Source organism: Neomoorella stamsii (genome assembly GCF_002995805.1).
GTDB classification, from domain to species: Bacteria; Bacillota; DSM-521; order Neomoorellales; family Neomoorellaceae; genus Neomoorella; species Neomoorella stamsii.
The window spans coordinates 1-14,374 of record NZ_PVXL01000071.1; the positions used below are offsets into that span (position 1 = coordinate 1).

Genomic DNA, 14,374 nt, shown 5'->3' on the forward strand with positions numbered 1-14,374 from the left:
CCCCCGGCCCCAGCTCCCCGGCGAAGGCCTCTTGCAGCCTCCCCCGGCGCAGCATCCCGTAAAGCCGAGGGAAATAGAAAAACCCGGCCGCACCACCCGGGAGAAGGGCAAAAAAAGAACCGGCGACCATAAAGCTCAACCCCCCGGCCAGGAGGGCGCCGAGGGCGGCGGCCTCGGCGGCCAGCTTCTCATCGCCGCTGAATAAGTCCAACCGCCAGGACGACCGCCACCAGGTTTTAAACCCTGCGACCCTGCGGCCCCCGCGCATCTGTTCCAGCCGTTCCGCTAAAGGGTTGCGCTGACGCCAGGCGAAAAAACCCGCTACAAGAGACATAACGGCCAGCAAAGCCATTACGCCGGTAAATAACAGCATCAGTCCACCGCCTTCCAGTTGCGGTAAGGCCGCTTGGCTCTAAGCAGTTCCAGGCCCCCGCCGCCAACACTCGCTAACTTACCGCCCTCCAGGCGGAATAAAGGCTCAATCATTACTTCCTTATCCCAACCCACGGCGGCTATTTCCACCACCTTGCGCTCCCGGCCCACCCGGGCCATCTGCACCACCACATCCAGGCTGAGGGCCACCTTGCGCTCAATGGCCCGGCTGTCCCCGTAGGCGCGCCCTTCCGCCGACTGCATTACCATATCCGGGAAGCGCATGGTGATGGCTTCTAAGGGGGTTTCGGCGTGGAAGGTGGTCATGACGCTGTGCCCGGCGGTGGTGGCCGTGAGGACGTAGTAGGCCTCCGCCGCCCGGCACTCGCCGATGATGTCCCAGTCATGCTGGTGGCGCAGCTGGGCCTTGAGCAGCACAGGCAAGGAGATCTCCCCGGTGCCTTCCACATTAGGGAATTTAGCCACCAGCCGCCGCACATCCCGCCGCCCGGGGAACTGCAGCTCCGCCACTTCCTCGCTGGTGGCCAGGGTCTTTTCCAAGGGGATCAGGTCGGCCAGGGCGTTCATCAGGGTCGTCTTCCCCACCCCCACCGGCCCGGTGACGGCGATGTTGAGGCCGATATCTACCGCCAGCTTCAAAAACGCCGCCGCTGCCGCCGTAAGGGTCCCCCGCCGCACCAGTTCCTCCAGGTCCAGGAACTCCGGGAACTTGCGGATGCCCAGGAAGACCCCGTTCAGCTCCACCGGGGCGATGCTGGCCGTCAGCCGGGAGCCGTCCGGCAGCTGGCAGGTCACCAGGGGGCTGTTCTCGTCCAGCCTGGCCCCGGCCACCCCCACCAGGCCCCGGGTGATGTTCAAGAGGTGGTCCATATCCCGGAAGCGGACCCTGGCTTCCATAACCTCCCCTTCCCTTTCCACCAGCACCTTGTCCGGCGCAAAGACCTGGATCTCCGTGATCTTGGGGTCACGGAGCAAATCATATAACGGCCCGTAGCCCATGACGTCCAGGGCCAGGCCCCGGGCCAGTTCCCTCAACTGGCCGATGGACATATCCGGCCTTATTCGTTCCAACTCTTCCCTAAAAACCCGCTGCAGGTAGTCCCGGTGCCCTTCCGGCCGGCGCAGGACCTCCCGGTTCTCCCTCCGGATACGCGTGATGGCCCGGTAGCGCACCTTTTTCAGCAGGTCCGGCTCTAAAGCAGCCTCCCAGTTCGCCATTCAAGCATCCCCCCTTACACCGCCGCGGCCCGGTGCCGGAAAAGCCCCGCAACGTACTCCCAGGGCCTTTTCCGGTCGCCCGCATCGGCAAACTCCCGGCCCATGAGGTTGGCCAGCAGCAACCCCGCCTCCCGGCTAAAATCGCAGCCCGGGTACGCCAGTACCACCGGCGCGCCCCGGTCGGCGGCCCGGTCCACATGGATATCTTCCGGCAGCCCCGGCAACAAAAGGGGGATACCCATATGCCTGGCGATATCCCCCAACTTGTAGCCAGCCCCCCTGGCCCGCCGGTTCAGCACCAGCCGCAGCCGGCCCGGGTCCAGGCCCCACCTGGGCACCAGCTCGTCCAGATCGTTCTTGATGCTCTGGACGGTGGGCAGGTCCGGCCGCGCGACCACCAGGATGGTGTCAACCGTAGAGAGAAGATAAGGAGTATAGTTGTTCTCCTTGCGGATCGCCGTCCCCAGGTCGTAGATCACCGTGTCGAAATACGACGACAGCCCGGCATGGACCTTTTCCATCAGCCCGGCGGTGATGTACTCCTCATCAGTAGCCCGGGCGGAACGGGGCAGGAAATACAGGCCGCTGGCCTCATGGCGGAGCAGGTATTCCCGCACCGTATCCCAGCCGACACTGCCTTCCGGCAGGTCCAGCCAGGCCGGCAGGGTCACCCGGGGATTGGGGCACCCCAGCCAGTAGCTCAAATTGCCGCCGTCGGCGTCGGCGTCCACCAGGGCCACCCGGTAATCCCCCCTGATCTTCCGGCCCCGCAGGGCCAGCAGGGCGGCCAGGCTCACGGCCAGGGCCGTCTTGCCCACCCCGCCCCTGGTACTCCAGAAAGCAATAGATACCTTTACCCTTTCATCCGGGCAGCTTCCCGGCTTCTCCCCGGCCCGGGCGGGAGGCAAAGGCGCAGGCGCTTCCCTAAAACCAGCCTCTTTTAACGCCGCCGCGACCTCCACAGCAGTATTATTAATGGATACCAACACGATGCCCCGGGCGGCCATCTGCCGCCACAGGGCCGTATCGGCCAGGGCTACATCCTCCACGGCCAGGAAAAACCGGCTACGGAGATACCTGGACGCCATTTCTTTGACCAGTTCTACCCCGTCATTGCCGGGGAACCCGGCTACAACCACCCCGCCGTCTCCCGGCGCGGCGGCCCTGGCCGCCGCCAGATCGGTAGCTACCCCGGCCACCGGCGGCGCCCCTTCCGGCCACCCGGAAAGAAAGTCCTCTACAAATTCCTTATTCCCCAGGACAATAACGCTTGCCGTCTCCAGAGTAAAAACCCCCTTTCCTACTTCCCCGGCAGGAGGGCGAAGGATATGACGGCGCCCCCGGCCAGGGCCTGCTGGTACTTGCCGTTTTCCTCCGGCGTCAACCCCAGCAGGACGCCTTTATCATTGACCACGAGGGCCGGCGCGGAACTGGCCAGAACCTCATACCTGCCGCCCCTGGCGTCTTTATACCGGGCCATAACCTGCACCTTATCCCCCGGCTGCAAAACACCGGCCAGGTTAGTCTCTATATCGGCCTTGACGGCCAGGGCCACCAGGCCGGGGTAGTCACTCAACAGCCCGCTCGCCCCGGCCTTAGCAGGCGGGAGAAGCATCGAAGCCCGCATAACAGTCCCGGCCGGGATATACCCCCGGGCCACCTGGCCCACCGCCTGGCTTACCGCGGGCAAGGCGTCTTTATATAGCGCCGCCCGGGGCACCGGCACCACCGTGAGGTCCCCGGGCGCCAGCACCTGGTGGCCTTCAATGTCCTTTGCGGCCACCACCGCCGGGACGGCGCCGACCTTCTGGTTAACCGCCGTCACGGCGCCGAATGCCGCCAGCCCGCCGCAGATCAGGCCTATCGTCAACATCAGACGGTAGTTTTTAAACATCGCTAGTCCCCCTTACCACTCTCCAGTTGTCCCAGGGCGCCACCACCAGGTTGCCGTCATCCAGCTTTACAAGCAAATTCCTTGGTCCCGGCCCCCTGGCTCTCGCCTGTACGGTCCCGGCCTGGCCATACAGCGGGTGACTTTTATCCCGGTTCACATGCCTAACCTGGCAACTCTTACTCATTTTTGCCACCTCCCTCCCCTACTGGATAGTAGGATCTGGATCAGAAAGGATTAAGTCGGAAGCCATATAACCGCTCCTTTCGGGGTATTTGCAAAAAGCAGGAATATTTGGTTATACAACGAAATATAGCTCATACCAAAAACAAAAGAGGAAGGTTTCTCAAATGTACCTCCCTGAAGATGCAACTATAAACAATATCATCTGTTATCTCCGCCGTTCCAGGCAGGACATAGCCCGGGAGAGGCGAACCGGTGAGGACACTTTAGCGGCCCAAAGGAAACTGATGGTTGACGAACTGGAAAAGCTTAAAGTCCCATATGATATAGCAGAGGAAATCGGGTCCGGGGATAAAATAGAAACCCGCCCCGTATTCCAGCAGGTAATTAAAGAACTAAAAGAAGGTAAATATGACGCCATAGCCGTCAAGGAGATACCCCGCCTTGGCAGAGGCACTTATACCGACATGGGCCAGATTTATGATCTCATTGTAAATAAGCGTATTTTTATCCTCACCCCCTTTAAGACGTACGACCCGCAAAACAGCGCCGACCTCCGCCAGATCCGGTTCGAGCTGTTCCTGGCCAGGGAAGAATTTGAAATGACCCGCGAACGCTTAATCGGGGCCAGGTATACATACGCCAAAGAAGGAAAATGGGTGGCCGGCACGGTACCCTACGGCTACCGTTTAAACCAGAACACCATGCGCCTTGAACCTTACGAAGAGGAAGCCAAAGTAGTAAGGCTTATATTTGATCTTTTCAATAACGGGTTGGAAGGGAAAGAGGTATCCCACAAAGCAATAGCCACTTACCTTACCCGCCTTGGCATTACCAGCCCCGGCCGGGCTGCACGTTGGAATTACCTTTCTGTAAAGCGAATAACAGAAAATGAGGTTTATATCGGTACCGTGAAATTCCGCACCAGCAGGAGAGTTAAAAACAGGCATTATGAGCGGCCTGAATCAGAATGGATAGTTGTACATGATGCCCACCCGCCCATAATTGATAAAGAAACCTGGGAAATGGCCCGGGCAAAAACTAAACTCAAAAACGCCAGCCGTCCCCATGTAAAAATGGATTTTTCGCCCTGCGAGTTGGCGGGACTGGTCATCTGTGCCAAATGCGGCAAACACATGATCAGGCAGCTAAATGTCCAGCATTACCGCAAAAAAACAGGAGGAACCAGCGTCTATCATAAAGAATTCTTATTCTGCCCAAATGGTTGTGGCTTTGTAAAATACCGGGATGTAGAGGCAAGTATTTTAAATTACCTGGAACAGCTAGGCGAATTTAATGCGCAAAAGCTAGTAGAAATGTTTAATGAAACCTATAACGCCCAGAAAGAAGCGGCGGCCACCCTGGACGTTTCCGAAGCCATAGAACAAAAAAAAGCCGAACTCAGGCGCAGGTTAAACTTTATCTGCGAGAAATATGAAGCAGGCATCTACGATGACCAGACATTTTTAGAACGCCAGCAAGAAATAAAAAAGGAGATGGCTCTTTTAGAAAATATCCCGCAAAATAATAAAACCCCGGGCGACGCCGAGAAAGAAATGGTGACCCTGAAAGAAAACATTAAAACCTTTCTGGCAGCTTATAATGCAGCTAAAGATAAGACGGCAAAAAACAATTTGCTACGCGGTCTTATCTCGGCAGTATATCTTACCAAGACAGGCAAGGGCAAGTTTAACCTGGAAATATACCCCTTATTCTCGTTTGAAAAGTAATTCCCATAGAAGGATCTTTATTGGTGGTATGAGGTAACTGACAACTCATCCGCCGAGATCAAAGCAAAACGGCCAGCCTTAAAGTTGCCCTCCTGGGAAAGGCTGAGCAAGTTATAAAGGAATTTCTCGTCACATTTTAGCATTTCCTGGAACTCCATTATTCCCCGGTTGGCTATATTGAGTTCACCGTCAAAGCGGTAGGCCCGGGGGTCCGACTCGGAACCGTATTCGGCAATGGTGGAAAAATCGATGCTACCGGTGAGTTCGGCAATATCCTGAGACTTGGGGTCAGAAGGGCTGAAGGTGCCGATGCCGACCCGTTTCTCTTCCGAAAGGACGATGCGTTCCACCGGTACCTCCTCTACCCGGCCGTCATATTTCTCTTCGACCAGCAGCTGGCAGACGGGGCAGAGGCTGCCTTCGATATAGATGCCGTATTCCTTCTGGAACTCCGGCCTGAGTTCCCGGGGAATGAGGTGCAGGGGTTCTTCATGCATGGGACAGCCTTTAATGGCATAGATGGCGCCGGCGTCGGTCTGGCTGTACCTTTCCAGGCCCCGTTTAAGCATAGTCACAATGGTCGACTTGCCGCCGCTGACCGGCCCCATGAGGAGCAGGATGCGCTTGCGCACATCCAGCCGGCAGGCTGCCGAATGAAAATACTCTTCCACCAGCTTTTCCAGGGTACGCTCCAGCCCGAAGATCTCTTCGCTAAAAAAGCGGTAGCGCTTGACACCGTCAAATTCTTCCACCCCGGCACCAGCAATCATGTCATATATCCGGGCATGGGCCAGCCGCGCCAGCCTGGGATTCTTAATCACCATGGCCAGGTAATCGGCAAAGGTGCCTTCCCAGTATAACTTTTTGGCTTCCTGGCGGTATTCCTCCAGACGTTCCAGGATTTTCACCGGCCCTTCCTCCCTTCCAGGGAAAAATAGCAGCAGTATAAGGTTGGAGTATTATATAATATGTATGAAGGACCGGAAAAAGAAGGGTACTGACAGGAGGAGGAAAACTAAGGAGTGGAGCCGAATGATTATATGAGGATCGGTAAAAAATATCGGCGAGGTGATGGGTTTGGGGTACAAGTACGAGTTTACCTGGCTAATCCGCCTGCCGGTGGATGAATTGCCGGAAAAACCCAACGAGCAAAAGGGCGACGGCGAAAACCTGCTCCTGTGGAAGCGCACCAGTGGTAATATTATCCTGGGTTTTTTCCGCCAGGGCCATAAACTGGCCCACCCGGTGGGTATGGAAGCCCTGATTGTTACTAAAAGCGAGGAGGTCCTGGGCTACGGCCACATTGTCAAGTCAGAGATTTACGAACTGCCCGATGGTACCCTGACAACCGTGGTAGAATTTTCCGTGACCCGCCTGTTTGATGAAGAAGAAAAAAGGGTTATCACCCGCATCTTCCGGGAGATGTACGGGCAAAGGCAGGCCTAACTAATAACTGCAGTGGCGTCCCTGACCAAAAAAGGGTTGTTTTTCAGGGCCATTAGGTTATAATGGAAAAGAAAATAATCCGGGGAGGTCATCCTCCATGATTTTAGGCAAGCATTTTACCCTGGAAGCCAGTGGTCTTTTAACTTTTGCCGGCGGGGTATTAGCCCCGGAGCCAGACATCCGGCGCCTCGCTGATGTCCTGCCGGTACTCTATGCCGATGTCCCGCCCAGCGACCGGCCCCTTTATTACATGTATCGGGGCGTCTGCCTGGAAAAGGACCGGGAATTGTACCAGCAGCATGACATCCGCTACGACATCACCGTTGTCCTGCCGGGTACCATTGGTAAAGAGTATATTAAAACTGTGGGGCACTTTCACCCGCTGAAACCCCACTCTTCCGAAACCTATCCCGAGTACTACGAGGTACTTGACGGGGAAGCCATTTACCTGCTGCAGAAAAATAACCGCAGCGGTGAAGTGGAAGAAATTATGGCCGTCGAAGCCAAAAAAGGCGACAAGGTCTTCATCCCTCCGGCCTATGGCCATGTAACCATCAACCCCGGCAGCCAGCCCCTGGTCATGGTCAATCTCATTGAGAGCCACTTTTCCTCCCTTTATGGTCCCTTCCGGGAGAAGCGTGGTGCCGCCTATTACTACCTGGAAGGTGAAGATGGCAAAGGCGATTTCGTTAAAAATACCCACTACCAGAATTCGGTGGCCCTGAAGATGGTGGCCGCCCCCAATCTCAGCCAGCCCGTGAGTATCGTCAAAAATAAATCATTGTACGAGGCCTTTGTGGCCGAGCCGGAGGCCTTTAAAATTTTAAAGTAGTACCCCATGGCCGGTAGGACCGGCCACCTGCGACGCCTGAAAAGGAATATTTTCAGGATAGACAGTGTAACACCCCGGTAAACTTCAAATCGGGGTTTTTTTATGCACTCCGCCGCTCGCCGCCGTCTACAGGAAAGCTAAGGCTTCATCAATCTCCCGGCGCACCCAGGGGTCGGTTTCTTCCCGGCGGGCCTTTTCCAGGGCCGGGCGAGCCGCCGCACCCAGGCGCCCCAGGGCCCAGGCCGCATGACCCCTTAAGATCGCAGCCGGGGCCCGGAGGGCCTGCGCTAAAGATACCATGGCTCCGGGGTCACCCAGATTGCCCAGGGCAATGGCGGCATTGCGCTGGAGCACAGTTTTCCCCCGCCAGGCCAGGGCTGTGGGACCAAAGGTTCGATTAAATTGCTCCTTATCCATAGTAATGATGGTAGCCAGGTCCGGCCAGGTTACTTCGTGACCTGCCCCGGCCACTACTCTTACCCTTCCCTCCTGCCGGCGGGCCACCTCTCGTAATGCCGCCCTCTCCCGCCGGTTGGCCGGGCAGACATCCTGGCAGGCATCACAACCCCAGATATATTGCCCAAAAAGGGGGCGCAGTTCTCCCGGGATCACCCCCCGTTTCTGGGTCAGGTAGGACAGGCAGCGTTCCGGGTCCAGGCGGCCAGGGGCCACTAAAGCTCCCGTCGGGCAGGCCGCCAGGCACCGGCCGCAATCCTCGCAGGCAGCGGGTTCAAGGGGTACACCGGGTTCCAGTTCCAGGTCGGTGATAACGAGGCCCAGGGAGGTGCCCGACCCCAGGCCCGGGATAATCAGGTTGCAGCTGGCGCCATAATAACCCAGGCCGGCCAGGCAGGCAGCCTCCCTTTCCAACAGGGGGCCACTGTCAACCTGGATGGCAGTAAAGCCGGCCCCGCCCTGCTGTAAAAGGCCGGCCAGGTCCTGGAGATGGCCCTGTAATTCACCATGGTAATCTGGCCCCAGGGCGTAACAGGCAATCAGCCCCTCTCCCGGGCCCGGTGGCCCGGCCGGCTCCAGGTGGGGCCTGGCTACCACCACCAGGGAACGGGCCGCCGGGTAAAGAAGCCGGGGCTGGCAGCGTTCTTCCGGCCGACCACTGGCAAAAGGAGTCTTAAGACCCCTTTCCGCCCGCCATTTTAAAGCCGCCTCACCCCGTTCAAAGGGCCGGGCCGGGGCTATCCCCAGGACCAGGCCCCGGCGTGCAGCCCAATCTTTTAGTTCTGCTGCCTGCATGCCCCGGTTCCCTCTTCCTTATTTATATTATTTTAATAACCTTCATCAGAGGTTTCCAGCCGCCGGCACTTATCAGGGCCACAGTTAAAACCGCAGACAGGACAGATGCTGGCACTACCAGGATTGACTTTAAAGGTATTGCCGCAGCGGCTGCAGCGGTAACTCAACGGGGCATTGTCGGCACCCATCTTCATTTAATCCCTCCTAACATTTTTCCACTTTAGTATAGCCCGGCAGAGTTTACCTTATAAGCAGGAATTTACCGCAGGTTAACGCATTAAAAAGCCACCGGTCCATCTTAAGCCCGGTGGCTTTGCTGCCTGATACCTATCTTCAAGAAGCCCGGCGGCTGTTGCGTTTGAGAATGGACGGCATAATATCAAAAAAAAGCTGTACCAGGCGGGGGTCAAACTGCTTCCCCGCCCCAGACGCCAGCTCCTGGATGCCATCAAGCAAATTTTTAGAATACTGGTAGGCCCGGCAGGAAGTCATGGCATCAAAGGCATCGGCCAGGGCAATAATGCGGGCTCCCAGGGGAATATCGCTGCCCCCCAGGCCATAATAACCCTGCCCGTCCCAGCGTTCATGGTGGTAGGCCACCAGGGGCTCAAGAACCTCAAACTTCTCATTACCGGACAGGATCTGGACGCCAAATTCCGGGTGCCGGCGCATGACCTCCCACTCGGCCGCCGTCAAACGAGCCGCCTTGTGGAGAATGGCCGCCCGCACCCGGGCCTTGCCTATATCGTGCAAGAGCCCCCCCACGGTAATGATGTTCACTTCTTCCTGCTGAAGCCCCAGTCCCTCGGCCAGGGCGCAGGCCAGATTGCCGACATTACAGGAATGCTGGTAAGTCGTCATACTGTGGTTACGCAGGCGATCCAGCAAAACTGCCACTTCTGGTGCCACCGACACCGGGACCACTCCTCTTCCCGCCTGCTACCATTTTAACCGAAAAATTGACAGGCCTCAAGTATCTTTAATGAATAATCGCCTTAATTTAACATCTCCGGCCCGCCTTTAACATCCACGTAAAAAAATCGCCGGCAACTGCCGTAAAATTAAACCTGCCGGCATTCTTCCTGCCGGCAGGCGATTCCCCTACCCCTTCAATAGCTTTTTCAGTACCTTGCCTGTCGGGCTTTTGGGCAGATCTGCTACAAATTCAAATAAACGGGGGATCTTGTAAGCGGCCAGGTACTCTTTCAAAAATTCCTGCAGCTGCCGCCTGTCGACAGATGCCCCTTCCTTCAAAACAATATACGCCTTCACCGTCTCGCCCTTTACCGGATCACCGACGCCAACCACCGCCGCTTCCAGGACGGCCGGGTGGGTCAGGAGGACCTCCTCCACTTCCCGGGGATACACATTAAAACCACCCAGGATGATCATGTCCTTCTTGCGGTCGACAATATAAAAATAGCCGTCTTCGTCCTGCCGCGCCAGGTCACCGGTATGAAGCCAGCCTCCCCGCAAGGCTGCGGCCGTCTCTTCCGGCTGGTTATAATAGCCGGCCATAACATTTGGACCCCGGACTACCAGTTCTCCCACCTCGCCCACCGGGACTTCCTGGTCATTATCGTCCACCACTTTAACCTCCACCCCCGGCAAGGGCAGGCCGATGGACCCCGGTTTACGGATGCCGTACAGGGGGTTAAGGCAGACAACGGGCGCCGCTTCGGAAAGGCCGTAACCCTCCACCAGGGGGAAGGCAAATTTGGCTTCAAAGCCGCGCTGGACTTCCGCCGCCAGGGGCGCCCCGCCGGAAATGGCAAACTTCAGGGCCTTAAACTGGCCCTTCTCGCCCATACGCAGGAGGACGGCATACATGGAAGGCACGCCACAAAAAATGGTAATATCTTCTTCAGAGAGGGTTTTCAGGGTATCCTTGGGCTGGAAGCTTTCTTTAATAGTAATGGTACTGCCCAGATATAAGGGCAGGAGGACGCAGGTCGTCCAGGCAAAGCTGTGGAACATGGGTAAAACGCAAAGGAAATTATTATCTGGCCCCAGGTTGGATACGGCATCCATAGCCTCAATATCCGCCAAAAAATTCCTGTGAGTCAGCATGGCCCCTTTCGGCCGGCCGGTAGTACCGGAGGTATAAAGGAAAACGCAGATATCTTCCTCTAAAGCCGTCACCGGCGGTGCTGGCGGCGCGGCCTGGGCCCTGGCTGCGGTTTTATTATCGAGTACCAGCAGGTGTTTTAAGCCCAAGGCTGCCGCATGTTGCGGCGCCAGGCCCATACGCTCCACAATCACCCGGTGAATGACCATAGTGCTGCAGCCCGCATCCCGGATAATAAAGGCGATCTCCTCGCGGGTCAGCATCAGGTTTAAGGGTACAACGATGGCCCCGGCCTGCAGGGCCCCCAGATAGCTGTAGATAAACTCCGGGCAATTGGGGGCGCAGATGGCTACCCTCTCGCCAGGTCTGACACCCAGTTCCTGGAATAATCTAGCGTAGGCATCGATCCATTTAACCAGCTCGCCATATGTGACCTGCTCCCCCTGGTAGACCAGGGCCGGGTGTCCAGTAAGTTGCTGGTGTCGCTGCGGTAGTTGCCAGAGTAACATCCCCGAGAACCTCCTTTGAAAGTTATAAATAAAAATTCCCTGCCGGCTAGAGTTTTCCTGCCGGGCAGGGAATTTTACTTTTACCTCTAGGTATAGAAAATCGTCCCCGCAATATTAAAAAGCAATAGTTTTCCAGGGAAAATCCGGCTGCACATTAAATCCCTTTTCCGTCACCTGCCATTGTCGAATACGATCCAGGGCAAAAAGGCGCACTTCCCGGCGGTAATAACAGTAAGCAATCACATACAAGGCGCCGAGAAAAAAGCACAGGTGGTAGGGCTCAATCAATCGTTCGGTGATGGTGTCCCGGCTGGCAGTATAGTAGGTGATTCTTTACTCCTCCAGGTAAAAAAATTATGTCAAACATATGTACCCGACAATTTATGTCGGTACAAGAAATTATAATTTATCCTGTCACGATGCAGGTTTTGGTAAATACCTGTCGAACATCCTTTTTAGTTATATTTTGACAAAAAAGGATGATAGAAAGGAATGGTTGAGTTTCTAGCCCACAGCGCGAATGCAAAAGGGCAAAGGCAATTACTATATGAGCATCTCCTGGCCGTCGCCAACCTGGCACGGGATTTTGCTGCCAGGCTGGGAGCGCCGCATCTGGGTTACCGGGCCGGTCTTTGGCATGACCTGGGGAAGTTCCACCCGGAGTTCCAGGCTTACCTGCAGGGCGAAGCCGGCCGCCGCGGCCCCAACCATTCCAGCGCCGGCGCCCTGCTGGCCTCAAAATATTTTGAACCCCTGGCCTTCCTTATCGCCGGCCACCACGGCGGCCTGCCCGACCGGGCAGAATTAAAGACTCGTTTAAAGGATAAGGTACAGCTGGAACGTTATAAAACAACCCTGCAAAACGCCCGCCAGGTTATCCCGTCTTTAGAACCGGAGCAACCCCTGGACAAGGAATTGCCGCCCTTTTTGCAGGGAGGAGCAGGTGCGGATGTATTTAGCCGGGTCGAACTATTCCTGCGCCTTCTCTTCAGTTCCCTGGTCGATGCCGATTTCCTTGACACCGAAAGGCATTTTGAACCCTCCCTGACAAAATTGCGGCAAAAAGGAGCCTCCATTGCTACTTTATGGTCTTTATTGGCGGCGGACCAGCAAAGGTTAATGGATAAGAGTGCCGGCCATGTCAACCAAATCCGCCGGGAAATCTACGAGCACTGTTGCCGGTCGGCCGAACTAACGCCAGGTTTCTTTTCTTTGACCGTACCCACCGGTGGCGGCAAGACCCGTTCCGGGATGGCCTTCGCCCTGCTCCACGCTCTGCATTATCAGAAGGAGAGAATCATTGTCGCCATACCCTACACCAGCATTATCGAGCAAACGGCCGACGTCTACCGGGATATTTTTGGTAACGCCAATGTCCTGGAGCACCACAGCGCCGTTGCCCCGTCACTAGATCCCGAAAACCCTACCCCCGAGGAACTGCGGACCCGCCTGGCCAGCGAGAACTGGGATGCCTCCCTCATTGTTACGACCACGGTCCAGCTATTTGAAAGTTTATTTGCCGACCGCAGCAGTAGTTGCCGCAAACTCCACAACATCGCCAACAGCGTCATCATCCTGGATGAAGTCCAGACCCTGCCGGTACATCTTTTAGAACCCATCCTTGATGTCCTGCAGCAGCTGGTCCAGTTTTATGGAGTAACGGTCATCCTGTGCTCGGCCACCCAGCCGGCCCTGGAGACCAGCCCCTTTTTCCGGGGACTGCAGGGCGTAAGGGAAATAATTCCTGACCCGCAAAAATATTTTTCATTGCTCAAAAGGGTGGGTTACCAGATACCCGCCGGCAATGAAAAATGGAGCTGGGAACAGGTAGCCGAAGCAATGCGCCAGTCCCGCCAGGCTATGGCTGTGGTTAACACCAAACAGGATGCCCTGGCCCTCCTGGAGGCCCTGGACGACCCTGAAGCTTTACATCTCTCCACGCTCCTCTGCGGGGCTCACCGGCGTAAGGTCCTGCAGGAGGTACGCCGGCGCCTGGGAAACGGCCGGCCTTGCCGCCTGGTCGCCACCCAGGTAGTCGAGGCGGGGGTTGATCTGGATTTCCCCCTCGTCCTGCGGGCTGTAGGTCCCCTGGACAGGATTGTCCAGGCCGCCGGGCGGTGCAACCGGGAAGGGAAGCTGCAGGAAGGACGAGTGATAATCTTCAATCCCGAGGAAGGCCACCTGCCCCCGGGCAGCTATAAGACCGGGACCGAAATCGCCTCCACGCTGCTCGCTGGCGAGACAGGGGTTGACCTGCACGACCCCGGCCTGTACCGGATCTATTTCCAACGCCTCTACCAGTCCTGCACTCTGGACGCCAAAGGGATCCAGGCCAGCCGCCGCAGCCTGAATTATCCCGAAGTGGCGCAAAAATTCCAGATGATCGAGCAAAGGGTGGTCCCGGTAATTGTCCACTATCATGAAGGCCCCGATGACCGGAAGGTGGATGAACTAATCAGCGCCCTCCGCCACCGCGGTGTAAGCCGGCAAATCATGCGGCAGTTGCAGCCCTACCTGGTAAACATCAATGCTTACACCGTTAATTCTCTCCAAAGGGAAGGTGTGATCCAGGAAATATCTCCCGGCCTGTATGAATGGCTGGGTGGCTACGACGAAATTCGTGGCCTTGTGACGAAAGCCTGCGACCCGAAGGAGCTGGTATTTTAGCGAGCTTTAGCTCTCAAAGGTTTTTATTAAAAAATCTCAGAAGCATTCCTGTAATGAATTAAGGTAGGTGTTGCCAATAAAAAAGCCTCCTGGTAAAAAAATAATAGACCAAAACAAACAAACCAACCAGGAGGCGAGAAACCGAATGAATGAGGTGCAAAAGAAATTACTGGTCCATGGTGATGT

14 protein-coding genes and 1 pseudogene are annotated in these 14,374 nt (G+C 56.4%); 4 read left to right on the forward strand and 11 right to left on the reverse strand.

The features are described from left to right. The 5 genes from MOST_RS14810 to MOST_RS14830 all read right to left on the reverse strand — a co-directional run. On the reverse strand, nt 1–373 hold a 373-nt coding region (locus MOST_RS14810), incomplete at its 3' end, for a hypothetical protein (RefSeq protein ID WP_129588697.1). Next, nucleotides 373–1,611, reverse strand: coding sequence for a TadA family conjugal transfer-associated ATPase (locus MOST_RS14815; RefSeq protein WP_054936359.1), 1,239 nt, complete (start codon nt 1,609–1,611; stop codon nt 373–375). The genes MOST_RS14815 and MOST_RS14810, both read right to left, overlap by 1 nt. 14 nt (nt 1,612–1,625) lie before the next feature. Then, on the reverse strand, nt 1,626–2,810 hold the full coding sequence (locus MOST_RS14820) for a CpaE/TadZ family protein (protein WP_054936360.1): 1,185 nt from the start codon (nt 2,808–2,810) through the stop codon (nt 1,626–1,628). A 101-nt stretch (nt 2,811–2,911) separates the two neighbouring features. Further along, entirely contained in the window at nt 2,912–3,505 is a 594-nt protein-coding gene (gene cpaB / locus MOST_RS14825; protein ID WP_054936361.1) for a Flp pilus assembly protein CpaB, read from the reverse strand. Beyond that, entirely contained in the window at nt 3,498–3,689 is a 192-nt protein-coding gene (locus MOST_RS14830; RefSeq protein WP_054936362.1) for a hypothetical protein, read from the reverse strand. The genes cpaB and MOST_RS14830 overlap by 8 nt, the downstream gene beginning before the upstream one ends. A gap of 163 nt (nt 3,690–3,852) precedes the next feature. Here MOST_RS14830 and MOST_RS14835 point away from each other — a divergent pair, with 163 nt between their 5' ends. Further along, a complete protein-coding gene (locus tag MOST_RS14835) occupies nt 3,853–5,415 on the forward strand; it encodes a recombinase family protein (protein ID WP_054936363.1) in 1,563 nt (520 codons plus the stop codon). Nucleotides 5,416–5,450: 35 nt separating this feature from the next. Here the strand turns inward: MOST_RS14835 and MOST_RS14840 are convergent. Next, nucleotides 5,451–6,323 (reverse strand): annotated as a pseudogene (locus MOST_RS14840) (protein prkA); the annotation flags it as partial. Nucleotides 6,324–6,486: 163 nt separating this feature from the next. On the opposite strand from MOST_RS14840, the gene MOST_RS14845 reads away from it, so the two are divergent. After that, nucleotides 6,487–6,861 carry a hypothetical protein gene (locus tag MOST_RS14845; protein ID WP_106007216.1) on the forward strand — a complete coding sequence of 125 codons (375 nt, stop codon included), beginning with the start codon at nt 6,487–6,489 and terminating at the stop codon, nt 6,859–6,861. Nucleotides 6,862–6,958: 97 nt separating this feature from the next. Continuing rightward, nucleotides 6,959–7,693, forward strand: a complete 735-nt coding sequence (locus tag MOST_RS14850; protein WP_054936365.1) for a glucose-6-phosphate isomerase family protein — start codon at nt 6,959–6,961, stop codon at nt 7,691–7,693. 126 nt (nt 7,694–7,819) lie between these two features. On the opposite strand, the gene queG is transcribed toward MOST_RS14850, so the two are convergent. The 5 genes from queG to MOST_RS18630 form a co-directional block, all read right to left on the reverse strand. Next, entirely contained in the window at nt 7,820–8,944 is a 1,125-nt protein-coding gene (gene queG / locus MOST_RS14855) for a tRNA epoxyqueuosine(34) reductase QueG (protein ID WP_054936366.1), read from the reverse strand. A gap of 32 nt (nt 8,945–8,976) precedes the next feature. Continuing rightward, nucleotides 8,977–9,138: a hypothetical protein gene (locus MOST_RS17380; RefSeq protein WP_157049471.1), complete on the reverse strand. Its 162-nt coding sequence runs from the start codon at nt 9,136–9,138 to the stop codon at nt 8,977–8,979. A gap of 139 nt (nt 9,139–9,277) precedes the next feature. Further along, complete coding sequence (locus tag MOST_RS14860) at nt 9,278–9,859, reverse strand: HD-GYP domain-containing protein (RefSeq protein WP_054936367.1); 582 nt, start codon at nt 9,857–9,859, stop codon at nt 9,278–9,280. A gap of 186 nt (nt 9,860–10,045) precedes the next feature. Beyond that, nucleotides 10,046–11,521 (reverse strand): long-chain-fatty-acid--CoA ligase, encoded by a 1,476-nt coding sequence (locus tag MOST_RS14865; protein ID WP_054936368.1) that lies wholly within the window; start codon nt 11,519–11,521, stop codon nt 10,046–10,048. Nucleotides 11,522–11,635: 114 nt separating this feature from the next. Continuing rightward, complete coding sequence (locus MOST_RS18630) at nt 11,636–11,851, reverse strand: helix-turn-helix transcriptional regulator (protein ID WP_083476553.1); 216 nt, start codon at nt 11,849–11,851, stop codon at nt 11,636–11,638. Between the two features lie 162 nt (nt 11,852–12,013). On the opposite strand from MOST_RS18630, the gene MOST_RS14875 reads away from it, so the two are divergent. Beyond that, a complete protein-coding gene (locus MOST_RS14875; protein ID WP_054936369.1) occupies nt 12,014–14,188 on the forward strand; it encodes a CRISPR-associated helicase/endonuclease Cas3 in 2,175 nt (724 codons plus the stop codon). Nucleotides 14,189–14,374: the final 186 nt, after the last annotated feature.